Here is an 18070-nt window from a genome sequence, read left to right as displayed (position 1 = left end):
GACAGAGCGTCGGTATCAGGGAGGCCTGCATGTTCATCGCGACCAACCGCATGTTCGTGAACCCGGACATGTCCGAGGAGTTCGAGCGCTACTTCCGCGGCAACATGCGCACCCACCTGCCCGGAGTCCCCGGCCTGCTGCGCAGCACGCTCCTCAAGCCGACCCAGGACGACCAGCCGTACGTCTCGGTCAACGAGTTCGAGTCCGAAGAGGCCTTCCGCGCGTGGGTCGCGTCCGAAGCGTTCCGCGAGGCGCACAAGGGCCACCGCACGATCGCGCGCCTCGTCACGGGCAACGAGCCGGAACGCTTCACGCACGCCGAGGACATGGTGCTGCCGCACCAGCGCACCGAACTGTAGGTCACTAGCCTTCCCTCACATGGGGGAAGTTCGTTTCGCGTTGCTGGGACCGTTGCGAGTGCTGGTCGGCGGGCAGGAGATCCCGGTGCCCGCCGGCCGCGGCAGGACCATCCTCGCCACCCTGCTCGCGCGACCCGGCGAGATCGTGCCGGTCGAGGAACTGGGCGAAGTCTCGCCCACCCGCAAGGCCGTCAGCAGGCTGAGGCAGGCGCTGGGCGATGCCTCGGGTTGCCTGCACACGCACGGCAACGGCTATCTGCTCCACGTCACGGACTCGGACCTGCTCGACTTCCGCTCACTGCGCGACCAGGGCCGGCACGCCGAGGCGCTCACGGTGTGGCGGGGCAACGCCTTCGAGGACGTCGACGGCGTGGAGCACCTGGCCGCCGCGCTGGACGACGAACGCAAGGCCGCCGAGGCGCTCGTCCCCACACCGCACCGGCTGCCCGCTCCGCTCGCCCAGTTCGCCGGGCGAGGTCGCGAACTGGCCGTGCTCGACGAGCCCGCTCCGCTCACCGTCGTCAGCGGTCCGGCGGGCATCGGCAAGACGACGCTCGCAGTCCGCTGGTGCGACGCGGCGGACGACCGCTTCCCCGACGGACGGCTGCACGTCAACCTGCACGGCTTCGACCCCACCTGCGAACCCGTGCGGCCGGAACAGGCGCTGCGCGGGTTCCTCACGGCGCTCGGCGTCCCCGCCGGGCACGTGCCCGTGAACCTCGACGACCAGGTCGCCCGATACCGAAAACTGGTGGCCGTCAAGAAACTCGTGGTCCTGCTGGACAACGCGCGCGACGCGGCGCAGGTCCTCCCGCTGCTGCCCGGCCACGACGCCTGCGCGGTGATCGTCACCAGCCGCCACCGCCTGACGGACCTCGAGGGCGCCCGCGTGCTGGACCTGGACGTGCTGCCCGGCGCCGAGGCCGTCGCCCTGCTGACCGAACGCATCGGCACTCCCGTCACCGCGGAGCAGGACGCGGTGACGCGGCTGGTCGCGTTGTGCGGCGGGCTGCCGCTCGCGCTGTCGATCGTCGGCGCCCGCGCGGCGACCACTCCTCACCTCTCGCTCGCGGCCCTGGCGGACGAGCTCGCCGACGAGCGGAACACGCTCGACTTCCTCGACACCGGCGATCCGTCCACCAGCGTGCGCGCCGCGTTCTCCTTGTCCTACAGCAGGTTGAGCACCGCGGCGGCGACGTTGTTCCGGTTGCTGGGTGTCCATCCCGGACCGGACATCTCCGCGGCCGCGGCCACCAGCCTCGCCGGCTGCGATGCCGGGGCGGCGTTGCGGGACCTGACCCGCGCGAACCTCGTCACCAGCGCGAAGGACCGCTACGAGCTGCACGACCTCGTCCGCGTCTACGCGCGGGAACTGGCCGGTGCCGGCGAGACCCGCGCGGCGTTGCACCGCGCCGTCGACCACTACCTGCACAGCGCGCACCACGCGGACGGCCTGCTCGGCGAGGACCGCAGGCACTTCGCGATCGCCGCCGCCCAGCCAGGAGTCGTGCCCGAACGGGTCGCCGACGAAGCGCAGGCGTGGCAGTGGTTCGAGACGGAGAACCAGGTCCTGATCTCCCTGAGCGCGCTCGCCGCCGCGGAACGGTTCGACGTGCAGGCGTGGCAGCTGCCGTGGTGCCTGCACCTGTACTTCGACCGCGAGGCGCGCTGGAGCGAGTGGAACACCCTGCTGACCACGGCACTCGAAGCCGCACAACGCCTCGGCGACGACGACGCGGTCGCACGCATGCACCACCTGGTCGCACACACCTGGTTCCGCCTCGACGACTTCGACACGTGCGTCGCACATCTGCTCGACGCGTCCGCGCTCTACGAGAAGCTCGGGAACAACAGCGGCGCCGCACGCGTGCACCGCAGCATCTTCGCGGTGCACGAACGGCTCGGCGATCTGGAACTCGCCGTCCGCCACATCAGCCTCGCCATGGAGCTCTTCGCCAAGGCGGACGACCGCATGGGACTGGCCAACGCCATGGGCGACTTCGGCTGGGGCATCGGCCGGCTGGGCAGGCACGAGGAAGCACTCCGGACGTGCCGGCGGGCGCTCGAGCTGCACCGCGAGCTCGGCAACCGGTTCTCCGAGGCGGAGACGCTCGACAGCATCGCGTACAACCTGCGCGCGCTCGGCGATCTGGCGGAGTCCGCCCACCACTACCGCCTGTCGGTGGAGGCGGCGCGCACCGCGGGAGATCGTTACGGCGTCGCGGTCACGCAGGTGTCACTCGGCGACGTGCACCTCGACCTGGGTGAGGGCGAGCTCGCGCGTGCGGCGTGGTCCGAGGCGTTGCACACGTTCGAGGCCCTCGGACGTCCGGAGGCCGAAGCCGTGCGAGCCAAGCTCACAGCTCAGTCAGCAGCTTCTTCATCCGGTTGATCTCGTCGTCCTGGGTGGCGACCACGTCGTCGGCCATCTCCTCGACCTGAACGTTGGCGCCCGCGCCGCGCACGTCCGTCGCCATCTTGATCGCACCCTCGTGGTGCTTGATCATCAACTCCAGGAACATGCGGTCGAAGTCCTTGCCCTGCGCCGCTCCCAGCGCGTTCAGCTGTTCTTGGGTGGCCATGCCCGGCATCGTCGAGTGGTCGCCGTGCGTGCCGATGGCGTTGAACGTGCGCTGCCACTGCTTCATGGCGCCGATCTCGGGTTCCTGACTGAACCGGATCCGGTCGGCCAGGCCCTTCAGGGTCTCGTTCTGCGCGCGTTCGGGGGCGAACCTCGTCATGGCGATCGCCTGCTCGTGGTGGGCGATCATCATCGCCACGTACGTCCGGTCGGCGTCGTTCGGCGGCGCCTGGGTCATGCCCGTGACGTCCGACAGGGCCACGGTCGGCGCCGAGCCGCCGGGGGTGTCCGGCGCGATGATCGGCGCGGCGGCAGGTTCGGACGACGTGCAGCCGGCGAGCAGTGCGGCCGCAGCGATGATGACCATGACCCCAGAACGCATGCTTCGGACAATACAGTCCGCGGTCCGCCGGTCCAGGCCCCTCGACGTGGCATACCGCTGGTGACAGGGCGAAACCGGACAATCACTCCACGCTGCCCGTCCACATGTCCAACTGTGGACAAAGAGTGCACAACCCTCCGAAAGAACCTGGCCCTTAGCAAGGCGAAAGGGTCATACTCGCCCCCACCAACCCGTATAGAGGGGGTAAAGCTGTGTCTTCACGCGCAACGACCCGGCGACGCAGAGCGTCGGTCGCGGTTCTGGGGGCGCTCGCGCTGACGCTGTCGACGGCGACCGGGCCCGCGTACGCCGCGCCCGATCTTCCCGCCGACGGCGCCGGACTGAGCGAGGCTCAGCTCGAGTCACGGGCGGAGGGGTCCTCCGCGCTGCCCGGCGTCGACGAGATCAGCCGCAGCCGCAACATGGTCCCGGTCGCCCACCTGGACAAGCAGGCGCCGCTCAACTCGACGCAGACCGACATCGCGTTCCAGGACAACTACGCGTTCGTCGGCAACTACGACGGCTTCGTCATTTACGACATCCGCAACCCGAAGAAGCCGACGATCAAGAGCCAGGTGCTCTGCCCCGGCTCGCAGAACGACATCTCGGTGTACGGGAACCTGCTGTTCCTGTCGACCGACTCCTCGCGCAGCGACAACTCCTGCTCCAGCGTCTCCCAGCCGGCGACGATCAAGGAGTCGTGGGAGGGCATCAAGGTCTTCGACATCAGCGACAAGAGCAACCCGCGCTACGTCGCCGCTGTCGAGACCGCCTGTGGTTCGCACACCCACACGATGGTGCCGAGCAAGAACAAGAAGGACGTCTACCTCTACGTCTCCTCGTACTCGCCGAACGCCACGTTCCCGGACTGCCAGCCGCCGCACGACAAGATCTCCATCGTCAAGGTGCCGGTGAAGAACCCGGCCGCTGCCTCGCTGCTCAAGGCACCGGTCCTCTTCCCGGACGGCGGCAACGGTGGTCGCCCCGGCGACATCGACACCGGCTACACCTCGGCCACCTCCGGCTGCCACGACATCACCGTCTACCCGCAGCTCGACCTCGCGGCCGGCGCGTGCATGGGTGACGGCGTGCTGTGGGACATCTCCAACAGGGAGAGCCTGAAGGAGATCCACCGGGTCCAGGACGACGCGCACTTCGCGTTCTGGCACTCGGCGACCTTCAACAACAGCGGCACCAAGGTCGTCTTCACCGACGAGCTCGGTGGCGGTGGCGCGGCGACGTGCAACGAGAAGATCGGCCCGAACCGCGGCGCCAACGGCATCTACGACATCGTGGGCCGGGGCGACAAGCGCAAGCTGGTGTTCAAGTCCTACTACAAGATCCCGCGCATGCAGACCGACTCGGAGAACTGCGTCGCGCACAACGGTTCGCTGATCCCGGTGCCCGGCAAGGACATCATGGTCCAGTCCTGGTACCAGGGCGGCATCTCGGTGTGGGACTTCACGAACTCGAGCAAGCCGCGTGAGATCGGCTTCTTCGAGCGCGGCCCGATGCCGAACCTCGGCAGTGGCGGCACCTGGTCGACCTACTGGTACAACGGCTACATCTACTCCTCGGAGATGGGCCGCGGCTTCGACGTGATCGACATGCGCGACCCGCGCACGTTCATCGCGAAGCTGTTCCGCACGGACGAGCTCAACGTCCAGACGCAGGGCAACTTCTACCGCGGCTAGTAGCGATCAGCTTCAGCGCGGCTGCCGACGTTCGGCAGCCGCGCTGACTGCTGTCAGGACCAGAGTCACCGCCACACCACCGAAAACGGCCCACACGGGGTTGCCGGCGTCCATCGCCCACGCGGCCACGACGGCCGTGAGCCCGTAGCCCGCGCCGGTCACCGCGTACATCATCGAGAACCCGGCCGCGTGCGCGCCGACCGGAAGCCGTTCGCGCAACGCGAGACTGCGCGTCACCAGCACTCCCGACTGGAACAGCCCGGCCGCGAGCAACGCGCCCGCGATGCCCGGCAGGTTCGGGAACAACGCCAGCGCCCCGACGCACGTCGCCGTGACGACCAGCAACACCAACCCCTGCGTGCGGAACGTGCCCGGCCACGGCCGCAGCCCGTACAGCACCGCCCCGAGCGCGCTGCACGCCGCGAACCCCATGAGCAGCGGCCCGATCCAGCCGATCCCGATCCCCCGGTGTTCGAGCAGGGCGGGCAGCACGAGTTCCGCCACCGCGAGCTGCGCCAACGCCGCCGCGCTCACCAGGTAGATCGGCCAGGCCGACGCCACGACCTTGGGTTTCGCCGAGCCGGACCGCGACGTCACGTGCCCGCGCGGCAGGATGAACACCAGCCACGCCGCCACCACGATCAGGCTGACCGACACCACGACCGGCGCCCGGTGGTCGACGCTCAACGCCAGCACCGTGACGAGCGCGGGCGCCACCGCCCACACCACCTGCGTGATCATGGCGTCGAAGCCCATCGCCTTGGGCACCAACGCATCGGGCACCAGTCCGAGCAACATCGCCCGCAACCCGCCCGGCGTCGTCGACGGCCCGGCCCCGGCCACGAACGCCGCGATGGCCAGCACCGTCACGTTCTGCGTGAGCGCCAGCGTCGTGAACGCCGCCGCCCCCACGACCAGTCCGATCGACAGCTGCCCGCGCATCCGCGAAGGGTCGAGGAACAACCCGAGCAACGCCGCCCCGAGCACCTCGCCCAGCACGTACACGGCCACCAGCGACGCCGCCAGCACGTACCCGCCCGGCAGTCCCCTCACCAGGAACACCATCATCAGCGGCGTCATGGACATCGGTAACTTCGCGGCGACCGTCACCACGGCGCACGCCAGCACGTCCCGGTTCGCGAGGTCGCGGTACCCGGCAGCGGAGATCGTCATCTACTCGCCCAGCTCCTGGAACAACGTCAGCTGCAACCCGGCAGGCGCTGTCAACCGCGCGTTCAGCGAGTTCCACGGCGTGCGCGTGGGTTCCGCGATCACCTCGGCACCGGCGGCCTCGAGCCGGCGGGTCGTTCCTGCGGAGTCCGTGACCTCGAACGCCACCCGGATGTGCCCGGCGACGCGTGCGCCGACCTCGACCTGGTCGATGAACTCGGCGTGCGGCGGGTCGGTGAGCTCCAGCGTCGCCCGCCCGGCCTCGAGGATCGTGACCCGCCCGCCGTCGGACGCGAACGCCGCCCGTTGCTCCAGCCCGAGCACGTCTCGGTAGAAGCGCAGGGCTTCGTCGTAGTCGTCGGCGGTGACGACCAAGCGGAGTTCACGGACACCGGTCATGCCGACGATCATTCCAGCCCCGGTGTCAGAAAGGAGAGAAGCCGCGAAACCGGCCTGACAGGATGGGTCCGTGCTGACCGGACTCGATCAGGTGGACTGGGCGCGACTCTCGCACGCCTACGGACCCGCCGACGACGTGCCCGCCCAACTCCGCGACCTCGTGTCGCCCGACGAGGCCGTGCGGCGGAAAGCCCTGTCCGGCATGTACGCCAACCTCTACCACCAGGGCACCATCTACGAGGCCACCGCCGCCGCGGTCCCGTTCGTGCTGCAGGCGCTGACCGATCCCGTGTGCGACGAGCAGCCGCAGTTGCTGGACCTGCTGAGCGGCATCGTCACCGGGCACGACTCGATGTGGCTGCCCGCGGGGATTCCCGTCGCGCGGCACCGCGCCCAGGCCGTCGGAGGCGACGCCCTGCTGGCCGCCGCACCCCACCCCGGCGACGAGGACTACGACGAGGACGAGGCGGACCTCGCCTACGTCGAGGACCTGGACGAGGAAGACCAGAACAGGCTGTACGCGCACATCTGGGTGCGGGTCTACGACGCCGTCCGGGCCGGCGTCCCGCTGTTCCGCGACCTGCTGACCTGGGAACCGCCCGTGGCCTGCATGGCCGCGTACACCCTGGCCTGGTTCCCCGAGGACGCGGCCGAAAGCCTGCCCGCGCTGGCGAAGGTGACCGGCGGCGACGAGGAGGGCGTCGTGGCCGCCACCGCCTCGGTCGCGATGGGCCTGCTCGGCGGCCGCCCCGCCGTCACCCTCGACGACCCGCGCCCGATCGCCCGCTGGGGCGCCGCGATCGCGCTGGCCTCCGTCGACGACCTGATCGCCGCCACCGCACTGCCCAAGAGCGACAGGGTCCCGTTCCTCGACGGCGACCTGGCCACCTGCGCGGCCAGGTCGCTGCGGCTGGCAGGGGAACGGGACGCGGACCGGACGTTCGACAAGATCCTGGCCCGCATCCCCACCATCTCGGGCTACAGCGCCCTGCACGTGGTGGGCGAAGCGCTCCGCCTGGCGTTCCCCGACGGCCCGAGCGAACGCCAACGCCGGCTCCTGGACGCGCTCGCCGGCTCCCCCGGCACGTGGCTCATCGAGGGGCGGACCTTCGCGAGCTTCACGAACCTGATGGACAGGCACGGCCTGCCCACCTCACCCGCGGCCCTGCGCGACTACACCTCGACGCGCTGACTCCCGAGCGTCAACCGGGTCGCCACCACCAGCAGCAACACGATCCCGGCGGTCACGTGGATGGGCGCCGGGCCGAACGTCGCCGCCAGCACCAGCGCGGCCCCGACCGGCAGCAGGAACTTGCGGATCCCGTCCTGCCCGGGACAGTCCTGCACGTACCAGACGAACACGAGGAACACCGCCAGCGGCACGGTCGTGAACGCCGCCACCGTCGTCCCGGGCGCGTGCGAGATGTGCAAGTCGTAGTCCACGGACGCCGCGAGCCCCGCCCCCAGCGCCGCGATCGAGCCGAGGATGAACAGGTGCGCGTACCCCCAGAGGAACGCCTTCTTGAGGTTGTGCAGGTGCGTCGGCGCCTCGAAGTAGATCCACCACACCGAGAACACGATGATCAGCGACGCGGCGGCGAGTGAGATGAGGTTCTCGCCGCTGTCGAAGCCCTTCTGGAACGCCAGGGTCGCCGCGAGGATCGACTCGCCGAGCACGATCAGCGTGAACAGCCCGTGCCGTTCCGCGATGTGGTGCGGGTGCCAGGTCGTGGCCGACGCCCGCTCCGCCCACGCCGGCACCAGCAGCTCACCGATCATGAACAGGACCCACAACGGCACCTGGAGCCCCGGCGGCGCCACCAGCACCCACAAGATCCACAGGACCTGCATGAACGCGATGCCACCGGCGTACCGGCGAGTGCACGCCCGGTGGTCCGGGTTGTCGATCGACGCCCGCAGCCAGTGCGCCACCATGCCGAGCCGGATGACGACGTACCCGCCGACCACGATCCGGTAGTCCTGGTGCTCGAAGACGGCGGGAATCCCCGCCGCCACCACGAGCACACCGGCGATCTGCACCATCGTGATGACGCGGTACAGCGTGTCGTCGTTGTCGAACGCGCTGGCGAACCACGTGAAGTTCAGCCACGGCAACCAGAGCGCGAAGAACGCCATGCAGAACGCCAGCACGCCGGCCCCGACGTGGTTCTCGGAGACGGCGTGGTGCAACGAGGCGGCGGCCTGGGCGACCGCCACCACGAAGCTCAGGTCGAACAACAGCTCCAACGGCGTCGCGACCCGATGGGCCTCCGCCGTGTCGCGCGCGAGGAGCTTCCTGATCATCTGTCGTCCTCCGAACGGTCAAGCACCACTGCCACCCAGACCACGGCTCAACCAGGCACCACCATGATCCGTGACTCGCTGAGGTCCAGTGCGACCTGCGTGCCCGGCTGGTACGCGGAGGCGGTGTTGGAGGGCTGGTCGATCCGCAGCACCTGCTCACCCACCCTCACCGAGATCCGCGTGACCGGCCCGAGGAACGACTGGGTCAGCACGTCGCCCACGATCTTGCCACCGGCGTCGCCGTCGTGCGCGGAGACGCCGATGTCCTCCGGACGGACGATCAGCCTGACGTCACTGCCGGACGGCTGGTCGTGCGTCGCGGCCACGGTGACCCCGTTGACCACGACGGTCTGCCCTTCCGCCTTCGCCTCGACCGAGTTGGTGACGCCGACGAACTGCGCCACGAACGCCGTCTTCGGTTCGCGGTAGACGACGGACGGGGTGTCGAGCTGCTCCAGCCGTCCGTGCGACATCACGCCGACGCGATCGGAGACGGCGAGCGCCTCCTCCTGGTCGTGCGTGACGAACAGGGTCGTCATGCCGAGTTCGGTCTGGATGCGGCGGATCTCGTCGCGCAGGTTCACCCGCACCTTGGCGTCCAGCGCGGACAGCGGCTCGTCCAGCAGCAGCACGCGCGGCTGGATCGCCAACGCCCGGGCCAGCGCGACGCGTTGCTGCTGACCACCCGACATCTGGTGCGGGTACCGGCCGCCCAGGTGCGAGAGGCCGACCAGCTCCAGCAGTTCGCCCGCCTTCTTGCCGTCCGCCTTGCGCATCTTCAGTCCGAACGCGACGTTCTGCGCCGCGGTCATGTTCGGGAACAGGCTGTACGCCTGGAACACCATGCCCATGTCCCGCTTGTTGGCGGGAACGCGGGTGATGTCCTTGCCGCCCACCGTGACCGTGCCCGAGTCGGACGTCTCGAAGCCCGCCACGATCCGCAGCGCCGTCGTCTTGCCGCAGCCGGACGGGCCGAGCAGCGACACGAGTTCGCCCTCGGCCAGTTCCAGGTCAAGACCGTCCAGCGCGGTGTTGCCACCGAACGTCTTGCGCAGCCCCTTGAGCTCCAGGTGACCCATCTTCACTCCTCGACCACGGTCTGACGGCGACGCTGGCCGACGTAGGAAAGTGCGAACAGAAGGACGAACGCGAACAGCAGGCACAGCAGCGACACCGCGATGGACACACCCGCGTTTCGCTTGCCGAGCAGGTTCACCTGCACCTGCAACGTGTCGAAGTTGAGCAGCGAGGCGATCGTGAACTCACCGAGCACCAGGGCGACCGAGAGCAACGAGGCTCCGATCAACGCCACCCGGATGTTCGGCACGACGATCTTCCACATCACCGCGATCCACGACGCGCCCAGGCTGCGCGCGGCCTCGGACAACGTCTTCAGGTCGATCGCGGAGAGCCCGGCGTCGATCGCGCGGTACGCGAACGGCAGCACGAGGATCGTGTACGCGAACGTCAACGTCAGCGCCGAGTTGCCGAAGAAGTAGTTCACCCACGCGTACAACGGCGCCATGCCGACGACGAGCACGATCGCGGGAATCGCCAGCGGCAGCAGGCAGAGGAACTCCACGAACCGTTGCAACTGCGGGAGCCGCAACCGGATCCACGCCATGGTCGGCACCAACAGCAGCAGCATCAGCACGGCCGAGGTCACCGACAACAACAACGAGTTGACGAGCGCTTCCATCAGCCCGTCGTCGTCGACGATGGACGTCCACGAGTCCAGGCTGCGCGAACCGTTGAGCCCGCGCGTGGAGAACTCGGCCATCGCGACCAGCGGCAGGACGAAGTAGACGCCGAGGACCAGCAGGATGATCGTGCGCAGGACGCGCTGCTTCACTAGCGAACCCACTTGGCCACCCTCTTCTGCAGCAGCACGTTCACGCCCATCGCGATGCTCACGACGATCACCATGCCGAGGCCGAGCGCCTTGCCGAGGTTCTCCTGGCCCAGCACGACCTCGCCGGTGAGGAACCCGCGGATCTGCAACGGCACGATCGGGCTGCCCTGCGAGACGAGGGCCGCGGCCGTGGCGTACGCACTGAAGGCGTTGGCGAACAACAACAAGAGCGCGCCGAGGAACGGCGGCGTGAGGATCGGGCCACCGACGTGGCGCCAGTACGTCCAGCTCGTGCCACCCAGCGACGCGTTGGCCTCACGCCACTGCGGGCGCAGGCCGTCGAGAGCGGGCAGGAACACGATGACCATCAACGGGATCTGGAAGAACGTGTAGACGAGCGTCAGGCCCGGCAGGTCGAACAGCCACGCGCTGCCCGCGAACAGGTCGATGCCAACGTTGTCACGCAGGAACTTCGTGACCAGACCCTCGAAGCCGACCGTCGCGAGGAACGCGAACGCCAGCGGCACGCCACCGAACTGGGCGAGCACACCGCTACCCGCGACGACGATCCGGCGCAGCATCCCGTCCGGGTTGCCGACCGCGATCGCCCACGTGAGCAGCGCTCCGAAGATCGCGCCGATGACCGCGGTGAGCGCGGAGAGTTCGATGCTGCGCACGAAAGCGTCGAACACGACGCCCGTGAACAACGCGGAGAGGTTCTCGAACGTGAACGCGCCCGCGGAGTCCTGGAAGGCACCGACGAGCACGAGCACCGTGGGGTAGACGAGGAAGATGCCGACGAACGCGAGGAACGGCACCGCGACGAGCCAGGCCGCCGCAGATGGCCGACCGGCGGCCCCACCCTTCTTGGCAGAAGGAGTGGAGCCGCCGGGCGTCGTCGCTACTGGAGCGACCGCGGTCATCCGATGGCCTGAGCCCACGTCGCGGTCAGGACGGCCTTGGCCTTGTCGGCCTGGGCCTGCGTCTGGAAGACCTGCTTGCCCTCGGTCTTGGGCAGCTTGTCCTTCGCGGCCTTGTCCGCCTTGTCACCCATCTTGTCCAGGCGCACCGGGCGGGACATGCCCTTCAGGTAGAGGTTCTGGCCCTCGTCGGAGTAGAGGAACTCCTGCCACAGGCGCGCGGCCGCGGGGTGCGGCGCGTCCTTGCTGATGGCCTGGTTGTAGTAGGCACCGATCTGCGCGTCGGCCGGGACGACGACCTTCCAGTCGAGCTTGCCCTTGAGCTTCTCGGTCTGGGCGGCGTTGGTGTAGTCCCAGTCGATGACGACGGGCGTCTGGCCCGACTCGATCGTCGCGGGCGACGGGTCGACCGGCTGGAAGTTGCCGGCGGCCTTGAGCTGCTTGAAGAACTCGACACCGGGCGCGATGTCGTCGGCGGAACCGCCGTTGCCCAGGGCCGCCATCATGACGCCGGAGAACGCGGCACCGGCCTGCGTCGGGTCGCCGTTGAGCGCGACCTTGCCCTTGTACTCGGGCTTGAGCAGGTCCTTCACGCTCGTCGGCGCCGGCACCTTGGCGGCGTCGTAGCCGATCGACATGAAGCCGCCGTAGTCACCGTAGTAGGCGCCGTCCGCGTCCTTGAGTTCCGCGGCGATGTCGTCCCACGTGCTGACCTTGTAGGGGGCGAACAGGTCCTTGTTGGCGAGCGCGACGTTCAGACCGAGGTCGAACACGTCGGGCGCGCGGTCGTTGCCCTTGAGCTGCTTGGCGGCGTTGATCTCCTCCTGGCTGGAGGCGTCCGGCTGGGCCGAGTCGACCTTGATGCCGTACTTCGCCTCGAAAGCCTTGATGATCTCGCCGTAGTTGGCCCAGTCCGGGGGCAGCGCGATGACGTTGAGCTTGCCCTCCTTCTTGGCCTCCTCGACGAGCTTGTCCATGCCACCGAGCTCACTCGCCGACTTGGCGGTCCCGGCGGCACCGGCCGGCGTCTCCTTGGCGGGCGGGGCGCCACAAGCGGCCATCGCCAGCACCAACGCGCCGACACCAATCATCTTCGTGGTGACGTTCCCTCGCTTCAGCACGAGCGGAGGATTGGCTCGGGATGCTTTCGTTGTCAAGCCAGCCGCGCCGGTTGAGACCTTCTCGACTCCAACCGTGAATTCTTGGCGCCCTACGGGTTGCGACTGAATGCTTTCCGAGCCTCGCTCAGGTGTTGTGCCGAGATCCCGGTACCGGGAAACGTCACAACGCGAAGCAGTGGTCAGGGGCCGTCGCTTGTGGACGAACGCACATCGCGACGGGACGGCTGCGGACCGAAGTCGCGTCTCAACTGGCGTCCGCACCAGTTGTCGAAAACGCCCGCTCCCGTTCGTATAGGCGACATGTTCACCGAACAAGAGATCGCCTACCTGCGCGAACAACCCCTCGCCCGGCTCGCCACCATCAACGAGGACGGCTGGCCCGACGTCGTCCCGCTGGCCTTCGAGTACGACGGCACCCACTTCTGGGTCGGCGGCGTCGGCGAGCAGGTCCTGCGCACCCGCAAGTTCCGCAACATCACCGCCGGCCGCCGCCAGGTCTCCCTGGTCATCGACGACCTGGTGTCGATGACCCCGTTCGTCGCCCGCGCCCTCCGCGTCTACGGCACCGCGGAAGACCCGGCCGAACGGATCGGCATGATGGGCCCCGGCCTGTACAGCCGCATCACGCCGACCCGAGCCTGGGCGTGGAACATGGCGGGCGACCCGCCCGGCGAGAGCTGGTACGAGCCGCGCCGTTCATGACGCCCGGCGCGTCGAGCACACCGGCGTCGCCGCACCCCACCGCGCCCCGTACACGAGCCCGGGCAGCAGCCGCCGGAACCGCAGGTGGATCTCCCCCGCCCGGTCCACGGTCCGCTGCGCCCCGGTCGGCTCCACTTCGGACCGCAGCACCCCGTCGAACGCCCGCACCAAGCGCTTGCGGTCGTGCTCGAAGCGCACGCGCAGGTCGAAGAGCTCGCACGGCCGTTCGGGCACGTGCAGCACGCACGGGTGCATCGCGTCGCGGTGCGACAGTCGGTACCGCAACGCGAAGTCGTGCGTGACGCCCCGCGCGAGCGGTTCGGCCGGCACCAGCGTGAAGCCCGGCCGGTCGGCGTCGGAGCGGTCCCGCAGCGTGCCGCCGTAGAGCAGGTGCACGTCGACGTCGCGGCGGCGCACCGGGAAGACCGAGGCGAAGTCCAGCGTCTCGACGCCGTCCTGGTCCACGACGACCTGGTAGCGCTCGATCACCTCGGGCTGCCCCTGGTCGAGCACGACGGCGACGCTCAGCTCCGCGGTGTGCCAGCTGCCGTCGGTGCGCGGGGTCGTCGTGGCCGCGAGTTCCGCGAGCTGGTCGACGGCCTCGTCCACGCGTCGCCGCACGGTGCGGGAGTCGCGGTCGATCCGCGCCGCCACCCACGTGACGCGTTCCTGGTAGAGCGGCTGGCGAACGTCGGGGATCAGGCCGAACGCGGCCCGCGCCGCGAACTGCAGGTCCTCCGGCAGCTGTTCGACGAGTTCGGTGAGCCGGGTGACGAGCTTCTGCTTCGCCGCGACCGACCCGTCCGCGCTCGTGATCCCGCAGGCGGCGGCCAGCGACGGGCCGATGCGGTCCACGATCCGGCCCGCGTGCACACCCCGTCCCTTGCGCAGCGTCTTCAGCTCTCTGACCAGGTTCACCAGCATCTCCGGTCTCCTCTCCCGTGCGGCGCTGGAAGGGTGCGGCGGGCGTGTGGACGAGAAGTGGACACGCCGTGGATCGGTCACACGTGCTCCGGTCGCAGCACCGTCCGCGCGACCGAAGAGGCCAGCGCGGTGCCCAGCCGCACGCCGTCGCTGCCGAGGAAGACCCGCGACGTGCCGATGCGGCCGAGGGTGGGCTGGTCGGCGGCGCCGAGCCCGAACGCGATCATCTCCGGGCACGCCGCGGTCGCCGTCAGCCGCGCCAGCGCGGCGGGCCACGCCGGATCGGTCGGCCTGCCGTCGGACACGAAGAACAGCATCGGGCGACGCACCCGCACGCGTTCGGATTTGAGCGCGCGCACATCGCTCTCGATGACGGTGCGCAGCAACGTGAAGGCGGAACCGAAGTCGGAACCGGATTCCTGGCGCATTCGAATATTCTCCGTCGGATCGATTGCGGGCAGCAGCGGACGCACCACGAGCGGGCTGTCCGCGAACACCACCACGCACAGCCTGATCTGCGCGGCAGCCCGCCGGTTCGCGTGCACCACGCCGCGGAACTCGCGCATTCCCGCGTTGACCTCGTCGAGGTGGCCGCTCATCGAGAACGACACGTCGCACACCAGGTAGCACGGCAACACATCGGGTTCCATGACGTGCACCGTTACGGAATCGCGTTGATCAAACGTGGACAAAAAGCTGATTCGGTGACACGCCAACGGGACATTGCGCGACATTCCCACCGAGACGGAAGCTTCAGATCGGGAGGCGGCGTGGAATTTCGGATGCTGGGACCACTGGAGGCGTGGCAGGACCACACCGCCATACCGTTGGGGGACCAGCAACAACGCTTCATCCTCGTCGTACTCCTGTTCAACGCGAACAGACCCGTGTCACCCGAACGCATCACCGAGGTCGTCTGGCCCGACCAGCCGGAACGCCGGACGCTGGTGCGCGGGTACATCAACAAGCTGCGCAAGGCGTTCGACGGGACCGACGCGGAGATCGACCGGACCCCCACCGGGTACGTGCTGCGCGTCGACGAGGACGCGGTCGACGTCCTGCGCTTCGAACGCCTGCGCGCCGCGGCGGCCCAAGCCCAGCAGGACAACGACCAGCGCCTCGCCATCGACCTGCTGCGCGACGCGGTGGCGTTGTGGCGCGGCGACTTCCTCGCGGACATCGACATCGACAGGGTCGGCGGCGCCGACGTCATCGTGCCGGACGAGCCCTACTTCGACGCGCTCGGCGACCTCGCCGAACTGGAACTGCTCTCCGGTGACCACCGCTCGGCCCGCGACCGCATGCGCCGCGCCGTGCGCACGGTCCCGGAGCACCAGAAGTACGCGGAACTGCTGATGCGAGCGTTGATCGCGGGCAACGACCGGGTGGGCGCGATCAGGGCGTTCGACGTCGCCTCCGCCGCGCTCGCCGGGCTGGGGCTCGAGCCCGGAACCGTGCTGCGCAACCTCGCGGAACGCGCCCGGCGAGGCGAACCGGGCAGCTCACTGCCGTCCCGTCCGGGCGGGTTCACCGGCCGCACCGAGGAGCTGGCCACGATCGCGGCGACCGCGGCGGGATCGGACGAACGGCGCGCCGTGTGGATCAGCGGGCCGCCCGGGGTCGGCAAGACGGGCCTGGCCGTGGAGTCGGCGCACCAGCTGCGCCACCGGTTCCCGGACGGGCAGCTCCTGGTGCGGCTGAACGGTTTCACGCCCGGCGTGGCGCCGTTGTCGGTCTCGGAGGCGCTGACCCAGCTGCTGACCGAACTCGGCGTGCCCGCGGAGCAGATCCCGGACACGGTGGGCCGCAAGGCAACCGTCTACCAGACCCACCTCTACGGCACGAAAACGCTGGTGGTGCTGGACAACGCGCTGTCACCGGAGCAGATCCGGCCGTTGCTGCCGGAGAACCCGGACTGCTTCGCGATCGTCACGAGCCGCCGAATGGGTGAGCCGGACATCTCCGAGCACGTGCGGCTGGCGCCGTTGCCCGCGGACGACGCCTCCGCGTTGTTCCAGCGACTCGTCGGCCCGTCGTCGCGGGTGCGGGCGAGGTCAGCGGACGTGGCGGGGCTCGTCGCGCGGTGCGGCTACCTGCCGGTGTCGATCACGGTCGCGGCGGCCATGCTGCGCAAGCACGACAGGTGGTCGCTCGACTACCTGCTCGGCCAGCTCGACGACACCGGGTCGTGGCAGGGCAACGGTGCCGCGATCCACGTCTCCTACCGGCAGCTCGACGCCGACCAGCAGCAGGTGTTCCGCCTGTTCGGGCACCTGCCGGGCCCCGACGTCGACCTCGTCGGCGCCGCTGCTCTCATCGGCCGCGACATCGCTGTCACCCGCAGGTTGTTGCACGACCTGCACGAGGTCTGCCTGCTCGAAGAGGTCGCGCCGGAGCGTTACCAGATGTTGGACTCCATCAAGGAGTTCGCCTCGCTCGAACCCCCGGCCGCGGGTGCGTTGGAGCGGCTGCTGGACTTCTACCTCGTGACGCTGGCGGACGCCGTGCGCGTCGCGTACCCGTTCGACCGCGCCGCGCTGCCCGACGTCGAGGCCACGAGTTCGCAGGCGCTGCGGTTCACGCGTGAGGACGAGGCGCTGGCGTGGATCACCGCCGAACGCGACAACCTGATGGCGGCCATCAGCCAGGGGGACTCCGATCGCGGGTGGCTGCTCGCCTCGTTGATCTGGCGGTACTTCAACACCGCCAACAGGCTCGACGACTGGATCGAGGCCGTCGGTCCGGTGCAGCCGAAGGACGACCACGGCCGCGCCCACGTGACGTACCGCCTCTCGTTCGCCCACTGCCGGCGCGGACGGCACGCCGTGGCCCGCGAGCTCGCCGAACAGGCGCTGGCGAGCTGGACGCGCCTCGGTGACGTGCCCGGTGAAGCCGCGGCACTGGTCGCGGTCGGTCTGCCGACGATGCAGCTCGGTGCGCACGACGACGCCCTGGAGGTGTTCGAGGCGGCAAGGGAGAAGTACGAGCAGTGCGGGGACCTGCGCGGCCAGGCGCACGCGTTGAGCTCGCTCGGCTACCTCAACGAACTGCACGGCAGGTACGAGGTCGCGGTGCGGCAGCAGGAGGCCGCGGCGGGATTCCTGCGGCAGGTCGGGCACCACCAGGGACTCGCCCACACGCTGAACAACCTCGGCGCGAACCTGCAACACCTCGGGAAGTTCGACGAGGCCATCCCCCACCACCTGGAGGCGCACGAGATCGCGGTCGAGATCGACGACGACTGCGTGGCCGCCTACGCGTTGACCAACATCGCGGACGCCCACCGGCTCGCCGGCCGGTTCCCCGAGGCGATGCACCACCACGACCTGGCGGACCAGGCCGCCGCAGGACTCAACGACATGATCCTGCGGGGAGGTCTTCTGCGCGACCGGGCCGCCACGGAGAGAGACCGCGGCAACCTCGTCGTGGCACTGCGGCTCTACCGGTCGTTGCTGGATCTGGCCACGAAAACCGGCGACCGCACGCACGAGTCCGACGCCGAGATCGGTGCCGCACGAACGTTGCACGCCATGGGAGAGCACGCGCAGGCCGCGCCCCATTGGGACGCGGCCGAGGCGGTGTTCCGCGAGCTGGACCAGCCCGAGGCCGAGGAGGTGCGGCAGGAGCGGCTGGCGCTGACGTGCGGGTGCGGTCAGCGGTGA

General features: G+C 69.4%; 16 protein-coding genes. 6 read left to right on the top strand and 10 right to left on the bottom strand.

What is annotated here, in order from left to right; genetic code table 11:
• Nucleotides 1-29 precede the first annotated feature (29 nt).
• Entirely contained in the window at nucleotides 30-359 is a 330-nt protein-coding gene (locus JNUCC0626_RS48910) for an antibiotic biosynthesis monooxygenase family protein (protein ID WP_394617429.1), read from the top strand.
• A gap of 19 nt (nucleotides 360-378) precedes the next feature.
• Nucleotides 379-2751, top strand: a complete 2373-nt coding sequence (locus tag JNUCC0626_RS48905) for an ATP-binding protein (RefSeq protein ID WP_394617428.1) — start codon at nucleotides 379-381, stop codon at nucleotides 2749-2751.
• On the opposite strand, the gene JNUCC0626_RS48900 is transcribed toward JNUCC0626_RS48905, so the two are convergent.
• A complete protein-coding gene (locus tag JNUCC0626_RS48900) occupies nucleotides 2717-3322 on the bottom strand; it encodes a DUF305 domain-containing protein (protein ID WP_394617427.1) in 606 nt (201 codons plus the stop codon). The genes JNUCC0626_RS48905 and JNUCC0626_RS48900 overlap by 35 nt on opposite strands.
• Nucleotides 3323-3534: 212 nt before the next feature.
• Between JNUCC0626_RS48900 and JNUCC0626_RS48895 the strand changes: the two genes are divergently transcribed.
• Nucleotides 3535-5016, top strand: coding sequence for an LVIVD repeat-containing protein (locus tag JNUCC0626_RS48895; RefSeq protein ID WP_394617426.1), 1482 nt, complete (start codon nucleotides 3535-3537; stop codon nucleotides 5014-5016).
• Nucleotides 5017-5028: 12 nt separating this feature from the next.
• Here JNUCC0626_RS48895 and JNUCC0626_RS48890 read toward each other — a convergent pair whose 3' ends face one another.
• Entirely contained in the window at nucleotides 5029-6189 is a 1161-nt protein-coding gene (locus tag JNUCC0626_RS48890) for an MFS transporter (RefSeq protein ID WP_394617425.1), read from the bottom strand.
• Nucleotides 6190-6585 (bottom strand): VOC family protein, encoded by a 396-nt coding sequence (locus JNUCC0626_RS48885; protein WP_394617424.1) that lies wholly within the window; start codon nucleotides 6583-6585, stop codon nucleotides 6190-6192.
• A gap of 70 nt (nucleotides 6586-6655) precedes the next feature.
• On the opposite strand from JNUCC0626_RS48885, the gene JNUCC0626_RS48880 reads away from it, so the two are divergent.
• Nucleotides 6656-7777 carry a hypothetical protein gene (locus JNUCC0626_RS48880; RefSeq protein WP_394617423.1) on the top strand — a complete coding sequence of 374 codons (1122 nt, stop codon included), beginning with the start codon at nucleotides 6656-6658 and terminating at the stop codon, nucleotides 7775-7777.
• Here JNUCC0626_RS48880 and JNUCC0626_RS48875 read toward each other — a convergent pair.
• From JNUCC0626_RS48875 to JNUCC0626_RS48855, 5 genes are read right to left on the bottom strand one after another with little or no spacing between them, the layout of a single operon-like run.
• On the bottom strand, nucleotides 7759-8889 hold the full coding sequence (locus JNUCC0626_RS48875; RefSeq protein ID WP_394617422.1) for a low temperature requirement protein A: 1131 nt from the start codon (nucleotides 8887-8889) through the stop codon (nucleotides 7759-7761). The two genes, JNUCC0626_RS48880 and JNUCC0626_RS48875, sit on opposite strands and share 19 nt — an antisense overlap.
• Nucleotides 8890-8936: 47 nt before the next feature.
• Nucleotides 8937-9968, bottom strand: a complete 1032-nt coding sequence (locus JNUCC0626_RS48870; protein WP_394617421.1) for an ABC transporter ATP-binding protein — start codon at nucleotides 9966-9968, stop codon at nucleotides 8937-8939.
• A gap of 2 nt (nucleotides 9969-9970) precedes the next feature.
• On the bottom strand, nucleotides 9971-10753 hold the full coding sequence (locus tag JNUCC0626_RS48865; RefSeq protein WP_394617420.1) for an ABC transporter permease: 783 nt from the start codon (nucleotides 10751-10753) through the stop codon (nucleotides 9971-9973).
• A complete protein-coding gene (locus JNUCC0626_RS48860; RefSeq protein WP_394617419.1) occupies nucleotides 10741-11664 on the bottom strand; it encodes an ABC transporter permease in 924 nt (307 codons plus the stop codon). The genes JNUCC0626_RS48865 and JNUCC0626_RS48860 overlap by 13 nt, the downstream gene beginning before the upstream one ends.
• The gene (locus JNUCC0626_RS48855) at nucleotides 11661-12782 is read right to left on the bottom strand and encodes an ABC transporter substrate-binding protein (RefSeq protein ID WP_394617418.1); all 1122 of its coding nucleotides are present in this window, start codon (nucleotides 12780-12782) and stop codon (nucleotides 11661-11663) included. Before JNUCC0626_RS48855 ends, JNUCC0626_RS48860 begins: the two co-directional genes overlap by 4 nt.
• A gap of 300 nt (nucleotides 12783-13082) precedes the next feature.
• Here JNUCC0626_RS48855 and JNUCC0626_RS48850 point away from each other — a divergent pair, with 300 nt between their 5' ends.
• Nucleotides 13083-13484: a PPOX class F420-dependent oxidoreductase gene (locus tag JNUCC0626_RS48850; protein WP_394617417.1), complete on the top strand. Its 402-nt coding sequence runs from the start codon at nucleotides 13083-13085 to the stop codon at nucleotides 13482-13484.
• Here JNUCC0626_RS48850 and JNUCC0626_RS48845 read toward each other — a convergent pair.
• Both JNUCC0626_RS48845 and JNUCC0626_RS48840 read right to left on the bottom strand, forming a co-directional pair.
• A complete protein-coding gene (locus JNUCC0626_RS48845; RefSeq protein ID WP_394617416.1) occupies nucleotides 13479-14408 on the bottom strand; it encodes a hypothetical protein in 930 nt (309 codons plus the stop codon). The genes JNUCC0626_RS48850 and JNUCC0626_RS48845 overlap by 6 nt on opposite strands.
• A 77-nt stretch (nucleotides 14409-14485) precedes the next feature.
• Entirely contained in the window at nucleotides 14486-15058 is a 573-nt protein-coding gene (locus JNUCC0626_RS48840; RefSeq protein WP_394617415.1) for a vWA domain-containing protein, read from the bottom strand.
• Between the two features lie 132 nt (nucleotides 15059-15190).
• Between JNUCC0626_RS48840 and JNUCC0626_RS48835 the strand changes: the two genes are divergently transcribed.
• Nucleotides 15191-18070, top strand: coding sequence for an AfsR/SARP family transcriptional regulator (locus JNUCC0626_RS48835; protein WP_394617414.1), 2880 nt, complete (start codon nucleotides 15191-15193; stop codon nucleotides 18068-18070).

The sequence above is a fragment of the Lentzea sp. JNUCC 0626 genome (assembly GCF_043632865.1).
Lineage (GTDB): Bacteria > Actinomycetota > Actinomycetes > Mycobacteriales > Pseudonocardiaceae > Lentzea.
Note: the sequence above shows the minus strand (reverse complement) of the source record. Positions and strands in the feature narration are given on the sequence as shown.

Coding starts and splice junctions, on each gene's coding strand:
- JNUCC0626_RS48910 (WP_394617429.1), top strand. CDS start 30: ATGTTCATCGCGACCAACCGCATGTTCGTGAACCCGGACATGTCCGAG.
- JNUCC0626_RS48905 (WP_394617428.1), top strand. CDS start 379: ATGGGGGAAGTTCGTTTCGCGTTGCTGGGACCGTTGCGAGTGCTGGTC.
- JNUCC0626_RS48900 (WP_394617427.1), bottom strand. CDS start 3,322: ATGCGTTCTGGGGTCATGGTCATCATCGCTGCGGCCGCACTGCTCGCC.
- JNUCC0626_RS48890 (WP_394617425.1), bottom strand. CDS start 6,189: ATGACGATCTCCGCTGCCGGGTACCGCGACCTCGCGAACCGGGACGTG.
- JNUCC0626_RS48885 (WP_394617424.1), bottom strand. CDS start 6,585: ATGACCGGTGTCCGTGAACTCCGCTTGGTCGTCACCGCCGACGACTAC.
- JNUCC0626_RS48875 (WP_394617422.1), bottom strand. CDS start 8,889: ATGATCAGGAAGCTCCTCGCGCGCGACACGGCGGAGGCCCATCGGGTC.
- JNUCC0626_RS48870 (WP_394617421.1), bottom strand. CDS start 9,968: ATGGGTCACCTGGAGCTCAAGGGGCTGCGCAAGACGTTCGGTGGCAAC.
- JNUCC0626_RS48860 (WP_394617419.1), bottom strand. CDS start 11,664: ATGACCGCGGTCGCTCCAGTAGCGACGACGCCCGGCGGCTCCACTCCT.
- JNUCC0626_RS48850 (WP_394617417.1), top strand. CDS start 13,083: ATGTTCACCGAACAAGAGATCGCCTACCTGCGCGAACAACCCCTCGCC.
- JNUCC0626_RS48845 (WP_394617416.1), bottom strand. CDS start 14,408: ATGCTGGTGAACCTGGTCAGAGAGCTGAAGACGCTGCGCAAGGGACGG.
- JNUCC0626_RS48840 (WP_394617415.1), bottom strand. CDS start 15,058: ATGGAACCCGATGTGTTGCCGTGCTACCTGGTGTGCGACGTGTCGTTC.
- JNUCC0626_RS48835 (WP_394617414.1), top strand. CDS start 15,191: ATGCTGGGACCACTGGAGGCGTGGCAGGACCACACCGCCATACCGTTG.